We start from the raw sequence: 16,601 nt of genomic DNA, 5'->3' as shown, positions 1-16,601 counted from the left end.
TGGACCCGGGCGGACCCTAGGCTGAGCGGCATGGCTGACACCGTGCGACTGCGCCCCCTCCTGGAGCCGGACCTCGACCTGCTGGAGCACCTGCACGGCGGCCCGGACGAGTCCGGCGACTTCGGCTTCTTCGGTTTCCGCAACCCCGGGTCGCTGCGGCGGCAGTGGGCCGACCCCGGGTTCCTGGGCGCGGAGGGCGGACGCCTGGCCGTCGCCACGTACGACGACGGCCGGTTCCTCGGCGAGGTCCAGTGGCACCAGGTGTTCCAGGGCCCGGCCTCCCCGTGCTGGAACATCGGCATCTCGCTGCTCACCGCCGAACGCGGCAAGGGCTACGGCAAACAGGCCCAACGCCTCCTCGTGCGCTACCTGTTCGCGCACACCCGGGTGAACCGCGTCGAGGCGAGCACGGAGACGATGAACGTCGCGGAACAGAAAGCCCTCGAAAGCGTCGGCTTCACCCGCGAGGGCGTCCTGCGCGGCGCCTGCTTCCGCGACGGCGCGTGGCGGGACATGGCCCTGTACTCGATCCTGCGCGCCGAGGCCTGACACGTCGGCCCTGCGTCCACGCGACCGAAACCTACCCGTCCCACCCGTCGGCAGGACCGTGCCGCGGTACCCGACGGGGAGGCCGAGGCCGGTGTCCGGGTCGGTCAACTCGCGTACGGGGACGACGGTTCCGGTGCTGTACCGCTCCGGGAACCGGGACCGGTAGTCCTGCCACGCCGCCGCCCCGTGGGGGTACGGGGTGATCCGGGCCATCGCCGTCGGGGCGCGCTCGGCTTCGCGGGCGACCGCGTGTGGCAGGACGAGGTCGCCGTCCGGGCGGACGTCGACGTGAAGAGGTGGTCAGGTCTTCGCCGGAGGGGCGGCCTTCTCGAAGCGTTCCCCGGCAGACCTGTCCCTGCGTTTGTCGGCCGCGTCGAACGCGGGCGCGAGTGGGGCCAGCGTCGCGCGGAGTTGGTCGGGCAGCGAGCCCGAGGGCACGACGAGACCTCCGGGGCTGGAACTCGCGGTGGCTTCCGCGTTCCCGGCCGGTACGAGCCAGCCTTCCAGCGCGACGCGAACCGCCGCGGCCACGCTGGCCGCGAGAACGCGGGCTGTGTGCGCTCCGGTGTCACCCACGCGTTCGGCGATCACCGCCGTGAGCGGGGGCTCGATGTCGGCGGCGGCGTCGAGGAACGCGTCGCGCAACGTGGTCTGGGTGGTGAACAACAACAACGCCTGCTGCTCGCGCTCCCCGGGGTTCGTGTACTGCTCGACCACGGCTTCGGTGACGGCGTCCGCCAGGCGTACGCCGGTGGGTCGGGCGGCGACCGCCGCCGCGATCCGGGTCTCCCGGTCCGCGGTGACAGCGGAGACGATCGCCTGCTCGCGGCTGGCGAAGTAGTTGTTGTAGGTGCGCGGCGAGACCCCGGCCGCCTCGGCGATGTCGTCGACCCGTACCTGGTCGGGCCCGCGCTCCACGGCCAAGCGCAGGGCCGCATCGCGTAGCGCCTCACGCGTGGCCTGCTTCTTCCGCTCCCGCAGTCCCGGCGGTGGTGTCGTCACGGTGCTCAGCGTCCCAGACCGGACTGCGTACACGCAAACTTGCGTGCACGCACTTTTCTTGTCAGTCTCGACCCGTTCGAGACCGACGGAGAGGACGTCACCATGCGCGCGAGAGGCATGACCTACGACACCGGGTTCGTCGTGCACGGCCGGATGTCACGTGAGCACTTCGACCCCGCGGTGGTCCGGCGCGAGCTCGCGATCATCCGCGACGACCTGCACTGCGACGCGGTGCAGATCATCGGAGGCGACCCGGACCGACTGGAGCTGGCCGCCGGTGCCGCCGCGGAGCTGGGCCTGGAGGTCTGGTTCTCGCCTTATCCACTGGAACTGGACCCGGAGCAGATCCTCACGCTGCTCCGGGACTGCGCCGCGCGAGCGGAGCGGCTCCGACGGCAGGGGGCCGCCGTCGTGCTCGTCACGGGGGTCGAGTTGAGCGTGATGAACCGTGGCTTCCTGCCCGGGGACAGCCCCGAGGAACGGGTCGAGCGGCTGATGGGCCAGCCCGGGCGACGGGCCGGAGCGATGCGTGAGCTCGGCGTGCGCGTCAACGGGTTCCTCCGCGATGCCGCAGCCACGGTCCGCGAGCATTTTCACGGCAAGCTCACCTACGCGGCCATTCAGTTCGAGCAGGTCGACTGGACTCCCTTCGACCTGGTGACGTTCGAGCTGATCCGCTCCGCCGAGGTCGCCGACCGGTTCCGGGACGCGGTACGCACCCTGGCCCGAGGCCCGAAGCCGCTCGCCATCACCGGGTTCGGCACCGCCGCTTACCGTGGTGCGGGCGACCGGGGCGGACGCGTACTGGAAGTGGTCGAGCACGACCCGCGGACCAGGACGCCTGTGCGACTGAAAGGCATGTACGAGCGGGACGAAGCCGGTCAGGCCGCGTATCTGAGCGAACTGCTGGAAATCTTCGACACCGAGGGCGTGGACAGCGCGTTCGTCTTCCTGTTCTCCCTGCCCGGCTATCCGCACCGCCCGGACGGCGATCCCGGGGACGACTTGGACCGGGCCAGCCTGGGGATCGTCAAACTCCTCGAAGGGCGCCGGGGGCAGACCTATCCCGACATGGAATGGGAACCCAAGGCCGCCTTCACGGCAGTGGCCCAGCGATACCGGAACTGACCGGTCCCGCACGGGATTCCCAGCCGATTTCGCCTGCCGCGTCGGCCGCGACTGGGACTTGCCCTGTACGGCGCCGAGGTGCCCTTGTGCGCGCTCGATCGCCACGCCGAGCCACGGCGCGGTCGGCTCGGAGAGGAGTGCGGGCGCGTACACGCCGTACGAAAGCACGGCGGCGGACTGCTCCTTGGCGATCCCGGTGAGGAGGTGGCGGTCGAACGGCGACCAGCCGCGCGTTCCCACCCTTGGGGTCCAGAGTCCACTGGTTCACGTGATCGCGACGAAGTGCTCGTCCGGCTCGGCGAACCCGAGTCCTTCGATCCAGCCGGGCAGCCACCGCTGCCGGTGGCCGGTGACGAGATCGCGGAAGCGTTCCGCTACGCCTTCGTCGTCGAAGGGCGCACGTGGGGTCCTCCCGTTTCGGGTCCCACCGGTGCGCCGCATCGCCGCGAACGAGGAGGCCCCGCCGAGGTGTTCGGTGGTTATGACGTCGCCATGCGAGGGAGGCCATCGAGAGGCCGGCGCCGGTGCGGCGTTCGTGCGGTGAATGCGCCCACCCGACCGGACCGCGAAGCCATTTTCGCAGGTCACGCGCCACGTGCTGGAGTGGGGCGGGTGGGACTCGAACCCACGACCGACGGATTATGAGTCCGCTGCTCTAACCGGCTGAGCTACCGCCCCGTAACGGCGTGCCGCGCACAGGTGTACGCGCCGTCTGCCGCAGCATAGCCGCTCATACGATCTCCCGCCCGTGCCGGGGGGACACCGCTCGCGATGTTGACGCCGTGGACCCGTGCAACGCCGGTCACCTGCGGGTTCGTTCTCCGCGCGCTCCCCTTGCCCCGTACGGTGTGCCGCTCCCGCCGTGCCCCCGGCGCGCGTCCGGGGCCCGTTCGCTGGGCCGTACGGGGGAGGTGCGGGGTACGTGTGGGGTGCGTGCGGGAGGGGCGGCTGAGTCCGCGTCAGGTGACGGGGGACGGAACACGACGAAAGGGCCCCGGAGGGCCCTTCGTGGTGTGGTGCTCCCCCGACTGGATTCGAACCAGTAACCTGCCGGTTAACAGCCGGCTGCTCTGCCGATTGAGCTACAGGGGATCGATCGGAACGCCTTCCCGGGTGACCGGGGGGCTTTCCCTCGCTGCGGGCAATACATTAGCGCATGCCGGGGGCTGCGCCGAAATCGGTATCGGTGTCGGTCGCCGCGACCGGGGCGCGCGAAACTGGGAACCCCTGGAACCAGGACCAAGGAAAGGGTGTCCCATGCATCGCCTCACGTTCCTCGCCGGGCTGGCCGTCGGCTACGTACTCGGTACGCGCTCCGGCAGGGACCGCTACGAGCAGATGCGGAGCGGCGCGCAGCAGTTCGCGCAGAACCCCGCCGTCCGCAACGCCGCCGAGTCCGCCGCGCACAACGGGCGCGACATGGCGACGAAGGCTCTCGACTCCGTCAACGAGAAGGTCGGTCACCGGCTGCCCGAGTCCGTCACCGAGAAGGTGCAGGCGCTGCGCGACCGGCGTACGCCCGTGGACGACGACTGGGGGACCAGCGGCGCGTGATCTGCTGACGACCCGCTGAGGGCCCGGTGCCGGTGCCGGTGACAGCGCCGGTACCGGCGCGGGGAGGCGGAGCCGTCAGGGCAGGGGCGGCTGTGCTTCCGGCGGGGCGAGCAGGGGCGCCAGCAGGTCGCCGTGCCGGCGCAGCCGTTCCGCCATGTCTCCGGCGTGCGGTACGAGCGCTTCGGTGCTCTCCGCGGCCGCCAACTCCTCCCACGTGACGGGCGCGGACACCGTCGGGTGGGAGCGGGCGCGCAGGGTGTACGGGGCGGCCGTGGTCTTCGCCCACGAGTTCTGCGAGTGGTCGACGAACACCTTCCCGGCCCGTAGCGATCTGGTCATCCGGTGCAGCGCGAGGTCGGGCAGCGCCGCCTCGGCCTCGACGGCCAGCCGTTTCGCGTACGCGGACACCTCCGAGCAGTCCGTCGGCCGGAGCCCCGCGAGCAGGTGCAGGCCCTTCGCGCCGGACGTCTTGGGGAGGGCGGTCAGCCCGTCGGCGGCGAGCCGCGCGCGGAGCCAGTGGGCGACCTCGCGGCACTCCGGCAGGCCCGCGCCCTCGCCCGGGTCGAGGTCGAGGACGAGGCGGTCCGCGCGGCGCGCGGAAGTGGTGCGCCACTGGTGCGTGTGCAGTTCGAGGGCGGCGAGGTTGGCGGCCCAGACCAGCGAGGCGAGGTCCTGGAGCACGATCTGCCGCGCGGTCGTGCCCCCGCGGAGGGTGACCTCGCGCCGGGTCACCCAGTCGGGGGTGCCCGGGGGTACGTGCTTGGCGAAGAACGTGGCGCCCTCGACGCCGTCCGGGCAGCGCAGGAACGAGACGGCCCGGTCGCGCAGGTGGGGGAGGAGCACGTCCGCGACGGACGCGTAGTAGTGGACGCACTCGCCCTTGGTGAAGCCGGTGGCCGGATAGAGGGTCTTCTCCAGGTTGCTGAGTGGCACCCGGTGGCCTTCGATGTCCGCTATGGGCATGTTCCGAGCGTCCCATAGAAGGGGCAGAGGATGCGTTCCATCTGGAAGGGCTCCATCTCGTTCGGACTGGTCTCGATCCCGGTCCGGGTGTTCTCGGCCACGGAGAGCCACAGCGTGTCGTTCCGGCAGGTGCACACCGCCGACGGCGGCCGTATCCGCTACCGCAAGGTGTGCGAGCTGGACGGCGAGGAGGTGTCCGGCGGGGAGATCGGCAAGGCGTACGAGACCGCCGACGGTACGCACGTCCAGCTCACCGACGAGGAGCTGGCGTCCCTGCCGCTGCCCACGGCGAAGACCGTGGAGATCCTGGCGTTCGTACCCGCCGAGGACATCGACCCCATCCGGCTGGACCGCTCGTACTACCTGGCGGGCGACGGTACGAGCGCCGACAAGCCGTACGTGCTGCTGCGCGAGGCGCTGAGCCGGTCCGGGAAGGTCGCGGTCGCCAAGCTGGCGCTGCGCGGCCGGGAGAGCCTGGCGATGCTGCGGGTCTACGAGGACACGCTGACCCTGCACCTCATGCTGTGGCCGGACGAGATCCGGTCGGCGGACGGGATGGCGCCGGGCGGGGGCATCGCCGTACGGGACGCGGAGCTGGACCTGGCGGACACGCTGATGGAGACGTTGGGGGAGCTGGACACGGAGGACCTGCACGACGAGTACCGGGAGGCGGTGGAGGCGCTCGTCGCGGCGAAGGAGGGCGGCACCGTGCCCGAGGAGGGCGTGGCGGCGCCCGCCGAGTCGACGGGGACGGTCGTGGACCTGATGGCCGTACTGGAGAACTCCGTACAGGCCGCCCGGCAGTCGCGCGGTGAGGACGGCGGAGCGGCGACGGTCCACGAACTGCGGCAGCAGGGCGGTACGGGGGCGGGGACGGAAACGGGCGGTGCGGGGAAGGCGGCGGGGAAGCGTACGGCGGCGAAGAAGGCGACGGGCACGAAGTCCGCCGCCAAGTCACCCGCGAAGAAGGCCGCTTCGGGGTCGGCGGCCACCAAGTCCGCGTCGAAGTCCACCGGTTCACGGTCCGGCGCGTCGGGTGGCGCGAAGAAGACGGCCGCGAAGAAGAGCGCCGCGAAGAAGACGACCGCGAAGAAGTCGGCGCCCACGGGGGCGACTTCGAAGAAGTCCGCGGCAGGGTCCCCGGCGAGGTCCGCCGCCAAGCGCACCCCGCGCAAGTCCGCCTGACGCGTACGGGCGTCTCCCGCCGCCGGGGAGGGCACCGACCACTCGGCGTGACGGCCGCGCGGCGGCGCGCGCCGGGCGGGTCAGCTGGTGCGGAAGCCGTCGCGGACGCCGCTGTGCTCCGTACGGCGGCCCAGTCGAGCCGTACGCCGTGCCTCGCGGCCCGCGTCCGTCGCCGTGGGGCCCGTGTCGGCGTACGTGGCCGGGGCCGCGTCGCGGCGCCGTCGGCGGTGGAGGATGGCGAAGGCGCAGGCGATGCTGACGGCCGGTACGAGGAGGCCCAGGACGAGTGCTGTCATCCCTCCAGGGTCGCACCGTGGGAACGCGGACGCACCGCCTCGTCCGGGCAGTTCGTCCGCGGGTCGCGTTGCCGGGTTCCGGCGGTCACGCGCCGGGGCGGCGGCCCCGGGGGAGGAAGAGTACGGAGTTCACGTAGCGGCGGTGGGGCGCCAGCGTACGGCGCAGCAGGCCGTCCTCGGCCACGTGCGAGGTGCGTGCCTGGTGGGCGGTGAGGTCGAAGTCCGCGAGCGGCAGCCAGTCCTGGGCGGGCAGCACCCAGCCGGTGTAGCCGTGCGCGTCGAGGAGGTCGAGCACCGGCTCCAGGGGCTGGATGCGCGCCTCCAACTCGATGAACAGGGCGGGCTGTTCGCGTACGACGGTCTCCTCCGCGCCGCGCAGCACGGCGAGTTCGCTGCCGTCCACGTCGATCTTCACCAGGGAGACGTCGCGCAGGGCGAGTTCGTCGAGGCGTAGACAGGGCACGTCCACGGTGGTCTCGTGCACGTCGCGCCGTACGAGGGAGGAGACGCCGCGGTCGCCGCGCCCGTCCGGCGGGAGCCACAGGGTGGCGGTGCCCGCGTGGTCGGTGGCGGCGGCCTGGAGGACCTCGACGTGCGGCGGGGTGGTGGCGCGCAGCCGCCGGGCGAGGTGCGGTACGGGTTCCACGGTCACGACGCGGTCGGCGCGCTCCGCCATGCGGCGGGTCCACGGGCCGAACCAGCCGCCGATGTCCACCGCCGTGCCGCCCCTCGTGCAGAAGTCGTCGAGGCGGCCCAACTCCGGTTCGAAGCGCGGGTAGAGGAGGTCCGTGGCCGTGGCCAGGACGCGGGGCGGTACGTGGGGCGCGAGGCGGGCGGCGAGTGTCACGAGGGAGGCTCCTCCGGTGCGGCGATGCGTTCGAGGAACTGCGTGTGCTCTTCGTCGCGTACCTGCTCGCCGGACGCGGGCAGGAGCTGCGGGATGCCGTCGACGATGGGGTAGCTGCGGCGCAGCCGGGGGTTGTAGAGCACCTCCTCGGGCTGGAGCAGGGTGAGCGGGCCCTTGTCGAGGGGGCAGGCGAGGATCTTCAGCAGGGGGTCATCGGGCGACATGCGGGTGGCCTTCCTTGCGGGACGCGGGCGGTGCCGGTGGTGGATCGGCGGGTGAGGAGGTCGTACGGGTGGGGTCGGGGGCTGTCTCCGGGGCCGCGGCGGGGTCGGGCTCCGGCTCCGGGTCGGGCTCCGGTTCCGGCGGGGCTTCCGGTACGGGCTCCGGTTCCCGTTCCGCTTCCGTCCCGCCCACCGGCTCCGCGCCCGCGTCCCCGCCCCCGTCCCCCGGCACGGGCGCGGGCACGGCCCCGGCAACGGTCCGGGCCCCGGCCGCCGCCGCGGCAGCGCGGGCGGCGCCGCCCCCGCGGGCAGCGCCCGCGCGGTCGGGCCCGCCGCCGACAGCGGGCGCCCGACGACGCGCGGCGGCTCCGCCGCCCGCTCCGCCGCGCCCGGCCCGTCGGCGTCCCGGCCGCCGCCCGTGCCGCCCTCCGCGTCCGGCTGCTCCTCGTGCCGCGGCAGCGCCAGCAGCACCGACACGGCCAGCGCCGCCCCGCCCAGCCGCAGCGCGAAGCGCAGCGGCTCGTCCGGCAGCGGTTCGCTGAACGCGACCGTGCCGCTGACCACCGTGTAGAGGAACGTCACCGTCGTGCACACCGGCACGATCAGCGACGCCCGGCACCGTTGGAGCGCCGTCTGGGAGAGGACGAGGCCGGTGGAGCCGGTGACCATCAACAGGTACGGGTACGGGGACGTGAGGATGTCGCCCAGGGTGCCGACGGGGTCGCCGAGGTCGAGGAGCCCGGAGACGCCCTTGATGGCCAGCGAGCTGACGCCGTACAGGAAACCGACGGCCACCCCGTACGGCACGCCCGCCGTCGGCAGCCGGTGCCGTCGGCCGGAGCGGCGTTCGGCGGCGAGGAACGTGCCGAGGCCGATCGCCAGCGACGGTACGCAGATCAGCAGCATCACGGGCATCGGCGCGAGGCGGCTGATCTGCTCGGTGCTGCCGCGCAGCGAGAGCACGATCATCACCAGCGCGGCCACGATCGCGACCATGCTGCGGCGTTCCCGCCCGGACGGTTTCTCGTCGAGGAAGTGCGCGGAGAGCAGCAGGAGCATCACCAGGCCGGTGACGAAGAGGCCCTGGGCGGCGATCAGCGGCAGCGTGCGGTAGACGATCAGCTGCGCGGCGAAACCGGTCAGCAGGGAGCAGGCGCCGACGATCCACAACGGGCTGCGCACCAGCGCCAGTACGACCTCCGCCGGGCGTCCGGCGGACAGCGGCGGCAGCGCGGACAGCGCCCGCTTCTCGATGACGAAGCCCGCGCTGAAGAGGACGTTGGCCAGCAGGGCCGCCGCGACCCCCCAGATCATCAGCGCCGCCGGGCGTGGACGAGCAGGATCGACGCGAGCGAGGGCGCGTGGCAGGCGAGCCGGTCCAGCGGGCGGAGCGGGCGCGGCACGTCGTGGTACGGCGCGCCGGTGATCCGTACGACGTCGAAGCCCGAGGCGGGCAGCAGCGAGCGCAGCGCGCGCGCCGTGTAGAGCCGCAGGTGGCCGACGACCTGCGAGCCGGGCCTGCCGTGGATGCCGCGCAGGCTGACCTCGGAGAAGACCGGCTGCACCCCGGCGAGGATCAGCCCGCGGTTGTACCAGGCGGCCAGGTTGGGCGTGGACAGCAGCAGGTGCCCGCCTGGGCGGAGCACGCGGCGCAGCTCGTCGAGGGCCGCGTCGGGGTCCACGAGGTGCTCGATGACCTCGCTGAACAGCACCGCGTCCGCCACCCCGGAGGCGAACGGCAGCCCGGGGTCGGTGAGTTCGCCCCGTACGGCCGTGAGGTGGGAGGAGGCGCGGCGCAGCGCGTCCTGCGACCAGTCGACGCCGACCATGCGGTGCCGGGACAGCGTCTCCGCGGCGGTGGCGGCCGCGGAGCCGTCGCCGCAGCCGACGTCGAGGACGGTCTGCGGCTCGGTGCCCAGGGCGCGCGCCAGGATGGCCGCCTGGCGGCGGCTGCGGTCCGGGCCGGAGGCGACGGGGGTGGCGGGGTCCTCGTACAGGTCGCGCAGCTGGGCGGGGCGCCTGCCCGTGCCCGTGCCGGTTCCCGTGCCCGTGCCGGTTCCCGTGCCCGTACCGGTCGTCGTCCGCGTCATGCCTCGGCACCTCCCGCTTCCGTTCCCGGTGCTGCTTCCGCTTCCGCTTCCGTTCGCGTTCCCGTGTCCGCGTCCGTTCCTGGTTCGTACGAGGTGGACGCCAGGGCCGCCGCGAACAGTTCGCCCAGCCGGTGCCCCGCCGTGTCGTCCAGCCGCGCCCGCGACCAGCGCAGCGCCAGTTGGAGACGGCCGCCGGTGGAGACCGTCGTGACGGACAGCCCGCGCGGCGAACGCGCCGGAGCCGAGAACCAGACGGCCGTCGCGCGCCCCGCGTCACCGAAGTCCAGCGCGTACGGGACGCGCCCGATGTTCGACAGCAGCGTCGTGGACGCCCACGGCCCGGCACCCTCGCGCAGCGCGCGCGTGTACGCCCGGCGCAGCCCGACGGGCAGCCACGGGGTGGTCAACAGGTCGCCGCTGAAGCCGAGTTGCGGTCGGTCGGCCTGCTTGAGCGCGCGCGTACGGGCCGCCGTGACGCGCAGCAGCCGGTCGATGGCCTCGCGGTCGGGCGGGCCGGACGCGGTGAGGGCGTCGTGCAGCTCGCGTTCCTCGCTGCCGAAGGTGACCTCGACGAGGCGGGTGCCGTTGCCGATGGGCATGTCCGCCGTACGCGGCCGGTCGTCCACCGGCATGGTGATCCGTACGGGCCGGGGTGGCCGCCCGTGCTGCCGGTTCCAGCGGGCGGACATGATCCAGGTGGCCACCAGCAGCTGGTCGTTGACCGTGTACGCGGCGCCGCCGCCGGGGCCGCGCGGCGGGCGGGCCGGGACGGGCAGGTCGCAGACCAGCATGCCGTTGCCGGACGCGCCCCGGTGCGCGGTGTCCGCCGCGACGCGCGCGGGCCGCGTCCAGGAGGACGTCGCGGGCGCGGGCGGCGGGCCGTCCGGGACGGCCCCGGCCCGTACGGGCGGCGGCGCGGGGGAGTTGTCGGCGCCGCCGTACAGCTCGGCGGCGGTGGCGAGCACGCGCAGGCAGGCGGGGCCGTCGAGCGCGGTGTGGTTGATGGTGACGAGCAGCACCCAGCCGCCCGCGTCCCCGTCCGCGTTCTCGATGACCTCGACGCGGATCGGCGGCGACGCCCGGAGCGACGGGCAGTCGGCGAGCGCCCGCCGGCGGCCCTCGGCCAGCGTGCCGCCCGGGTACGAGACGGGGTCGCGGTCCGGCCCGTCGGTCAGCTCCCACACGTACCGCCGGTGCCACCAGCGGGTCGGCGCCTGCCGTACGAGGATGCGCGCGTGCGCGCGCAGCGCGCCCGTGACGGCGGCGCGCAGCCGGGCCGGGTCGGGGCGGGTGGGGAGGTGGATCTCGATGTGCACGGTCTCGGGCTCGTCGTCCGCGACGCAGTGCCGGCTGATCTCGTCGACCGTCGGGAACGGGACGCGGCCGGTGCCGCGCGCCCGCCGCGCCGCCGGGGCCCCCGGGACGGCGGGAGCCGGGCCCCGGTCCGGGACGGGGACCGGGGCCGGTCCGGCGGCCCCGGCACCCGGCGGACCCTCGCCCGCCGGGGCCGGGCCGTCGAACCCCTGCTGTGGTGCCGTCATCGACCGGGTTCCTCCCCCTTCTCCGGCGGGTGCTGGCCCTGCTGCCCCTGGCCCGGTCCCTGCCCCTGCGGGCCCGAAGTGCCGTGCCGCTGCGGCAGCGGCGGCAGTTCGTGCGTCGGCCGGTCGGAGCCCGGCGCGCCCGTGGGAGGCGCCTGGCCGGGCAGTACGGCCGGACCGGCCGCCGCCCGCCCCGACACCACGGGGCCCACGACGGGCCGCGGCCGCGTCGGGTCGTCGAACTCGGGCGGCCGGGGCCCGAACGTGCCCAGCGCCCCGTCGTCGTCGCCGTCGTCCTCCGAAGTGTCCTCCGTCCTGCCCGGCACGGTCACCAGCGCCGCCGCCAGCGCCAGCAGCGCCAGCGCCTGCGCCACCCGCCCGAACGTGCCCTCGCCCTCACCGATCGGGCTGCCCGTACCGGCGCCGACGGCCGCGGCGACACCCGCCGCCGCCATGGCGACCAGCGCGGTCGGCACGAGGAGCGCGGGCCGTACGCGCGCCAGCAGCGCCAGCGCGGGCACGATCAGCGCGTACGGACCGGCCACCAGGGCCACGACCAGCGTCAGCGCGAGCACGCCCAGCACCGGTCCCGGCGGCGGCACGGTGTCGTCGTCGACGCCCAGCGGCGTCCCCTCCCGGCGGCGGAGGAACGCCAGCCCGAGCAGGCCCAGGATGCCGAGGACACCGGCGATCAGCCCGCCGTCGTACCAGGCCGCGGGCTCGTACTCCAGCTTCACGGTGCCGCTCGCGCCCTCCGGCAGGAGGAAGCCCTGCTGCCAGCCGTCGAGCCGCAGCGGCTTCAGCTCCTCGCCGTCGAGGGTGGCCTTCCAGCCGTCGTTGACGTTCTCGTACGTCTGGAGGTACGCCGCCTCGCCGTCCCCGACGCGCACCGAGCGGGTGTCGCCGCTCCAGTCCTCCGCCGTGACCTCGCGGGCGTCACCGGCGTCCGGCGCCGAAGAGGCGGCCGAGGCGGCCGAGGCGTCCGTGCCGTCCCGCGCGCCCTCGCCGCGCCCCAGCGTGACGTCGGTCAGCGCGAGCGGGCCCTCGCCACCTGCCTCCACCGAGTGGGTGCCGCTGCCGAGTTCGAGCGTGCCGTCCTTCTCGTCGCCCGCGCACAGCTCCACGTCGACGGGCCGACCCTCGGTCAGGTCCCGGACCTTCCCGGACGCCTTCGTGGCGTGCAGCGTGCCGTCGACCGCGAGCGCGGGGCCCCGGCCGCAGGGCAGCGTGAACTCCTCGTCGGGGTCGGCCGCCGGCGCGCGCAGGTCGTCCAGCTCCGGTACGTGGATCTCGCTGAGGCCGACCGGGAGTTGGAGCGCCTTGTCCGCGAACGGGTTGTGCACGGTCTTCTGCTCGGTGTCCGTGACGGTGATGTCGAGCGAGTCGGTCTCCATCTCCTCGAAACGGGCCCACCCGTTCTGGTCGACGGACGTCGTCGCGGCGCCGTCGTCGGAGCTGACGCGGACCTCGCTGGGCGCCGCGGTGATGCCGCCCGCGCCCGCCAGCACGATCTCGCTGATCTTCCGCTTCTCCGGCCAACTCAGGTGGATGGTGGGCTCGTTGCCCGCGATCCAGGAGGTGGTCAGGTTCTTGTCGACGAGACTGCGCGGACTGGTCCCCGCGCCGAACCGGCTGGTGGAGTCGGCGGTCGCGACCAGCCGGTCACGGGAGCCGGGCGCCACCTCGTCCAGTACGTCGTCCAGTTCGTCGCTCGGCACCGGCAACGCCCGCGCCCTGACGGCGAAGTCGTCCGTGCCGCGCGTCGCGAACTCGCGGTGCAGGCCCACCTCGGCGGACGTCGACATCAGGCCGCCCGGGTCGCTCTCGCGGTGCAGCGACACCAGTTCGCTGCTGGTGACGCCGTCGTCGTCCGCGCCGCCGCCGTCCGCGGGGAGCTTCAGCAGCTTGGTGACCTGCACGTCCGGGATGGAGATCTCCGAGAACCCGGCACCGGTCAGGCCCGGCTGCGCGCTCTCGGTGCCGGTGATCGTCACCTTGAGCCACTTCGCCGCGCCCTTGGGCGCCTTGACGGTCTGCTGCGACCCGTTCGCCTGGAGCGGGCTCTCCACCTCGCCCTGGTCCGTCTCGACGCGCACGCCGGTCGGGACCGCGCGCACCTGGTCGCCGGGGAGCGGCGTCATCTTCAGCTCGGCGGGGATGTCCGTCGGGTCGTCGAAGGCGATACGGAGCCACTGCCCCTCCGGGTCGCCCGCGGTGCCCTCGGCCCAGCCGGTGTCCGGGTTGCCGTCGAAGGCGTTGACCGGCTCGAACTGCGGCAGGTGGAACAGCCAGTTGCCGCTGCTGGACGCCGTCACCGACTTCGCGCCGCGCAGGTCGGCGGTCGTCTGGTGCTCGGTGCCCTCCGTCGGCAGGATCTGCTTCGGCTCCTCGCCCGCGTCCTGCTCGCTGTCGGGGTGGTTGCGTTCCTTCGGCCCGTACGTGGCCGAGGTGTTGTTCGTCAGCAGCCCGAAGCGGGTGTCGGCCCGGCGCAGCCCGTCGCCCTGCACCTGGAGCGCGGGGGCGGTGATGCCCGGGTGGTCGTCACCGGCGAGCACGGTGGGCCGTCCCGCCAGGCGCGGGTCGGCGGCCAGCGGCAGCAGCGACTCGGGGCCGCCGCTGACGACGGCCGTGTCGGCGGCGGCCTTGGCGGTGACCTCGCCGGGGCGCTCGACGTCCGTGGGCTCGTAGATCTCCACGGCCTGCGGGCGCGGGTAGAGGCCGACGACGTCGACCGGGGTGTTCGCCGGGATGGTGCCGCCGGTGATCTTCGGGCCGAAGCCCTTCACCTTGCGGTAGCCGGACGCCTCCAGGGTGCGCTTCACCGTCTCCGGCGGCACGTAGCCGATCTCGCCGGGGTCGAGGTCGTTCCGCACCACCACGTCGTACAGGCCCGAGCGGGCCAGGAACGCCGCCAGCCCCGGCACCTCGCCGCCGGACTTCAGCGCCTGCTCCACGGCGTCCATCGCGCGCCGGTTGCCGGGCGTGCCGAAGGGGACGAAGTCCCGCTGCGCCCACGGCGACTCGGCCAGCACGTCGAGCGGCTGGTCGATGGGGGAGCCCCAGGTGTAGATGCCGTGCGCGGTGGACGGGGTGACGTACGCGCGGGTGTCGGGGGAGTTCTTCTCCAACCAGCCCGCGGTCTGCTCCCAGTGCTTCGGCAGCCCGTCGAACGCGCCGGACTGCATGATGTCGCCCTTGAGGTACGGCAGCGCCAGGCCGGGCAGCAGCAGTACGGCGACGGCCGCGGGCACGAACCGCCCGCCCCGGACCGTACGGGTCCGCTCCGACAGCGTCGACCGGCCCACCAGGTGGGCGAGACCGAGGGCGAGCGCCAGCGCGAGCCCCGGCTGGAACTTGTAGATGTTGCGGAACGGCCGCAGCGCCCCGTCCAGCAGGTCCTGCACCGTCCCGGCGAACGGGCCGCCCAGCCCGCCCGCGTAACCGGCCAGCATGATCCCGGTGACGGTGACGGCGGTCAGCACCAGCCAGCGCCGCTCCGGCAGGTCGCGGCGGGCCAGCCCGGCGAGGCCGAGCGCGGCGGCGGCCGCGCTGGCGAGGACGGCGAGGACGCCGGTCGCCATGTCCCAACCGGCGGGCAGCCAGGGCTCGCCGTAGTTGAGGTAGGCGACCCAGTTGCCCGCGCCGCGCAGCATCTCCGTCGCGGACATGGTGCCGGTGGTGGTGTCGGCCTGCTCCACGTACGGCATGAAGTCCTCGCCGTACGCGCCGAGCAGCAGCAGGGGCACGATCCACCACAGGCACGCGAGGATCACGCCGGGCGTCCACCAGGCGACGAGCGTACGGCGTCGGCGGCCGGTGCGGCTCAGCACGTACAGGCCGACGGGCAGCAGCGACGCGAGCGTCGACGCCGCGTTCACGCCGCCCATGAACGGGATGATCAGCGCCGAGCGGGCCGCGGCCACGCGCGGCGACGCGGTGACCGAGGTCAGCGGCAGGATCACCCAGGGCAGTACGGCGCCGGGCAGGGCCGCGGCCGAGGTGGAGCCGATGACGATGGTGAACGTCGGCCACAGCGCGTACACCGCGGCACCCAGCAGCCGGGAGCGGGCGGTGCCCACGCCGAACCGCTCGGCCAGCCGCAGCGCGCCCCAGAACGCGGCGGTCACCACGAGGGACAGCCACAGGCGTTCGGCGAGCCAGACCGGGATGTGGAGCAGGTCGGTCAGCGCGTAGAACGGCAGCATCGGGAAGGCGTAGCCGATGTACTGGTCGGCGATGCCGCCGAAACCGCCCTGGTGGTGCCAGAGTTCACCGAGTTCACCGATGAAGCGCCACGGGTCGGTGGCGACGCCGAGCTTCGTCTCGAACGTCATCTTGCCCGGCGACGACACCAGGAAGCCGACGAGCACGGTCAGCCAGGCGGCGAGCAGCCAGCGCCGGTCGCGCGGCTGGTCGTCCGGGGGAGGCAGCGCCGCCGTCCTGGCGTGCTGCGGCCGTCCCGGGCCCGCGGGGGCGGGCGGGCTGATTGCGCTCGTGGTCATGAGGGGCACCGCCGGAGGATGAGGAGGAGGTTCCAGGTGGCGAACTCGCGGAGGCCCGGCACGCGCGTGATCGCTCCCGGCAGGAACGGCCAGTAGCGCGAGCGCGCGGAGAGGACCTCCACGTCGTCGCGGGCGCGCACCTGGCGCAGGGTGGGACCGATGTGCACGGCGAAGAGGTTCTCGCCGAGGGTGTGCTTGGCGTCGTGGCCGGTGCGCCTGCGGTAGCGCGCGCGGGCCCGTTCGGCGCCGAGGTAGTGCCAGGGTGCGGTCTCGTGGCCGCCCCACGGGGAGTACCAGTTGGTGAACGACACGTAGATCAGCCCGCCGGGACGGGTCACGCGGACCATCTCCGACAGGAAGGTCGCCGGGTCGGCCACGTGCTCCAGCACGTTCGAGGAGAAGCAGACGTCGGCGGAGCCGTCCGCGAGCGGCAGCAGGTAGCCGTCCGCGAGCACCGCGCCCTCGGGGCGGCGCCCGCCCGCGAGCAACTCGGCCATGTCCGGCTCGAAGAGGAAGCTCTGTGCGCCGCGGCGCCGGAACTCCTCCGTGAAATGGCCGTTCCCGCCGCCGATGTCGACGACGGTCGCGCCCTTCAGCGGCTCGTACCGCTCGACCTGCTGCGCGGCGTCGCGCGCCAGCAGCCCGTAGCACTCCTCGGGCTCCGTCTGCTCCCGCATGAAGGCCCGGAAGAGGGCGACGGATCTTCTGAACGAGGGGTCCCGCACT

Annotated in this window: 14 protein-coding genes, 2 tRNA genes and 2 pseudogenes; 4 read left to right on the top strand and 14 right to left on the bottom strand. The window is 73.8% G+C overall.

Translation table 11 applies throughout. The features are described from left to right. The first annotated feature begins 30 nt into the window (after positions 1-30). Entirely contained in the window at positions 31-549 is a 519-nt protein-coding gene (locus D7M15_RS06880; protein WP_121516676.1) for a GNAT family protein, read from the top strand. Between the two features lie 36 nt (positions 550-585). Here D7M15_RS06880 and D7M15_RS06875 read toward each other — a convergent pair. Together D7M15_RS06875 and D7M15_RS06870 are read right to left on the bottom strand one after the other, a co-directional pair. Continuing rightward, positions 586-834 (bottom strand): annotated as a pseudogene (locus D7M15_RS06875) (lantibiotic dehydratase); the annotation flags it as partial. 15 nt (positions 835-849) lie between these two features. Next, positions 850-1,551, bottom strand: coding sequence for a TetR/AcrR family transcriptional regulator (locus D7M15_RS06870; protein ID WP_121516675.1), 702 nt, complete (start codon positions 1,549-1,551; stop codon positions 850-852). A 117-nt stretch (positions 1,552-1,668) separates the two neighbouring features. On the opposite strand from D7M15_RS06870, the gene D7M15_RS06865 reads away from it, so the two are divergent. Beyond that, a complete protein-coding gene (locus tag D7M15_RS06865) occupies positions 1,669-2,679 on the top strand; it encodes a hypothetical protein (RefSeq protein ID WP_121516674.1) in 1,011 nt (336 codons plus the stop codon). Positions 2,680-2,943: 264 nt separating this feature from the next. Here the strand turns inward: D7M15_RS06865 and D7M15_RS28165 are convergent, their stop codons facing one another. The 3 genes from D7M15_RS28165 to D7M15_RS06855 all read right to left on the bottom strand — a co-directional run bounded on the left by D7M15_RS28165 (position 2,944) and on the right by D7M15_RS06855 (position 3,771). Then, on the bottom strand, positions 2,944-3,267 hold the full coding sequence (locus D7M15_RS28165) for a hypothetical protein (protein WP_127201714.1): 324 nt from the start codon (positions 3,265-3,267) through the stop codon (positions 2,944-2,946). A gap of 16 nt (positions 3,268-3,283) precedes the next feature. After that, a tRNA-Ile gene (locus D7M15_RS06860) sits at positions 3,284-3,357 on the bottom strand. Between the two features lie 341 nt (positions 3,358-3,698). Then, positions 3,699-3,771: transfer RNA gene (locus D7M15_RS06855), tRNA-Asn, on the bottom strand. Between the two features lie 165 nt (positions 3,772-3,936). Here D7M15_RS06855 and D7M15_RS06850 point away from each other — a divergent pair. Continuing rightward, complete coding sequence (locus tag D7M15_RS06850; protein WP_121516673.1) at positions 3,937-4,233, top strand: YtxH domain-containing protein; 297 nt, start codon at positions 3,937-3,939, stop codon at positions 4,231-4,233. 75 nt (positions 4,234-4,308) lie between these two features. Here D7M15_RS06850 and ligD read toward each other — a convergent pair whose 3' ends face one another. Beyond that, positions 4,309-5,196, bottom strand: a complete 888-nt coding sequence (gene ligD, locus D7M15_RS06845; RefSeq protein WP_121516672.1) for a non-homologous end-joining DNA ligase — start codon at positions 5,194-5,196, stop codon at positions 4,309-4,311. Positions 5,197-5,226: 30 nt separating this feature from the next. Between ligD and D7M15_RS06840 the strand changes: the two genes are divergently transcribed. Then, positions 5,227-6,381 (top strand): Ku protein, encoded by a 1,155-nt coding sequence (locus tag D7M15_RS06840; protein ID WP_121516671.1) that lies wholly within the window; start codon positions 5,227-5,229, stop codon positions 6,379-6,381. An 80-nt stretch (positions 6,382-6,461) separates the two neighbouring features. On the opposite strand, the gene D7M15_RS06835 is transcribed toward D7M15_RS06840, so the two are convergent. The 8 genes and pseudogenes from D7M15_RS06835 to D7M15_RS06795 all read right to left on the bottom strand — a co-directional run bounded on the left by D7M15_RS06835 (position 6,462) and on the right by D7M15_RS06795 (position 16,600). After that, complete coding sequence (locus tag D7M15_RS06835; protein ID WP_121516670.1) at positions 6,462-6,677, bottom strand: hypothetical protein; 216 nt, start codon at positions 6,675-6,677, stop codon at positions 6,462-6,464. Between the two features lie 85 nt (positions 6,678-6,762). Next, the gene (locus D7M15_RS06830; protein ID WP_121516669.1) at positions 6,763-7,524 is read right to left on the bottom strand and encodes an FkbM family methyltransferase; all 762 of its coding nucleotides are present in this window, start codon (positions 7,522-7,524) and stop codon (positions 6,763-6,765) included. After that, a complete protein-coding gene (locus D7M15_RS06825) occupies positions 7,521-7,748 on the bottom strand; it encodes a Trm112 family protein (RefSeq protein WP_121520354.1) in 228 nt (75 codons plus the stop codon). Before D7M15_RS06825 ends, D7M15_RS06830 begins: the two co-directional genes overlap by 4 nt. A 474-nt stretch (positions 7,749-8,222) precedes the next feature. Beyond that, positions 8,223-9,059, bottom strand: a pseudogene (locus D7M15_RS06815) (DMT family transporter); the annotation flags it as partial. Then, positions 9,059-9,835, bottom strand: a complete 777-nt coding sequence (locus D7M15_RS06810) for a class I SAM-dependent methyltransferase (RefSeq protein ID WP_121516668.1) — start codon at positions 9,833-9,835, stop codon at positions 9,059-9,061. The gene D7M15_RS06810 and the pseudogene D7M15_RS06815, both read right to left, overlap by 1 nt. Next, complete coding sequence (locus D7M15_RS06805) at positions 9,832-11,376, bottom strand: condensation protein (RefSeq protein ID WP_121516667.1); 1,545 nt, start codon at positions 11,374-11,376, stop codon at positions 9,832-9,834. Before D7M15_RS06805 ends, D7M15_RS06810 begins: the two co-directional genes overlap by 4 nt. Beyond that, on the bottom strand, positions 11,373-15,875 hold the full coding sequence (locus D7M15_RS06800) for an alpha-(1->3)-arabinofuranosyltransferase family protein (RefSeq protein WP_121516666.1): 4,503 nt from the start codon (positions 15,873-15,875) through the stop codon (positions 11,373-11,375). Before D7M15_RS06800 ends, D7M15_RS06805 begins: the two co-directional genes overlap by 4 nt. After that, positions 15,872-16,600, bottom strand: coding sequence for a class I SAM-dependent methyltransferase (locus tag D7M15_RS06795; protein WP_121516665.1), 729 nt, complete (start codon positions 16,598-16,600; stop codon positions 15,872-15,874). The genes D7M15_RS06800 and D7M15_RS06795 overlap by 4 nt, the downstream gene beginning before the upstream one ends. Between the last annotated feature and the right edge of the window lies 1 nt (position 16,601).

It is taken from the genome of Streptomyces sp. Z26 (genome assembly GCF_003665095.1).
Lineage (GTDB): Bacteria > Actinomycetota > Actinomycetes > Streptomycetales > Streptomycetaceae > Streptomyces > Streptomyces phytohabitans.
Note: the sequence above shows the minus strand (reverse complement) of the source record. Positions and strands in the feature narration are given on the sequence as shown.

Bases quoted from the DNA above. Each gene is read 5' to 3' on its own strand.
- D7M15_RS06880 (WP_121516676.1), top strand. From the start codon at position 31: ATGGCTGACACCGTGCGACTGCGCCCCCTCCTGGAGCCGGACCTCGAC.
- D7M15_RS06865 (WP_121516674.1), top strand. From the start codon at position 1,669: ATGACCTACGACACCGGGTTCGTCGTGCACGGCCGGATGTCACGTGAG.
- D7M15_RS06850 (WP_121516673.1), top strand. From the start codon at position 3,937: ATGCATCGCCTCACGTTCCTCGCCGGGCTGGCCGTCGGCTACGTACTC.
- ligD (WP_121516672.1), bottom strand. From the start codon at position 5,196: ATGCCCATAGCGGACATCGAAGGCCACCGGGTGCCACTCAGCAACCTG.
- D7M15_RS06840 (WP_121516671.1), top strand. From the start codon at position 5,227: ATGCGTTCCATCTGGAAGGGCTCCATCTCGTTCGGACTGGTCTCGATC.
- D7M15_RS06835 (WP_121516670.1), bottom strand. From the start codon at position 6,677: ATGACAGCACTCGTCCTGGGCCTCCTCGTACCGGCCGTCAGCATCGCC.
- D7M15_RS06825 (WP_121520354.1), bottom strand. From the start codon at position 7,748: ATGTCGCCCGATGACCCCCTGCTGAAGATCCTCGCCTGCCCCCTCGAC.
- D7M15_RS06810 (WP_121516668.1), bottom strand. From the start codon at position 9,835: ATGACGCGGACGACGACCGGTACGGGCACGGGAACCGGCACGGGCACG.
- D7M15_RS06805 (WP_121516667.1), bottom strand. From the start codon at position 11,376: ATGACGGCACCACAGCAGGGGTTCGACGGCCCGGCCCCGGCGGGCGAG.
- D7M15_RS06800 (WP_121516666.1), bottom strand. From the start codon at position 15,875: ATGACCACGAGCGCAATCAGCCCGCCCGCCCCCGCGGGCCCGGGACGG.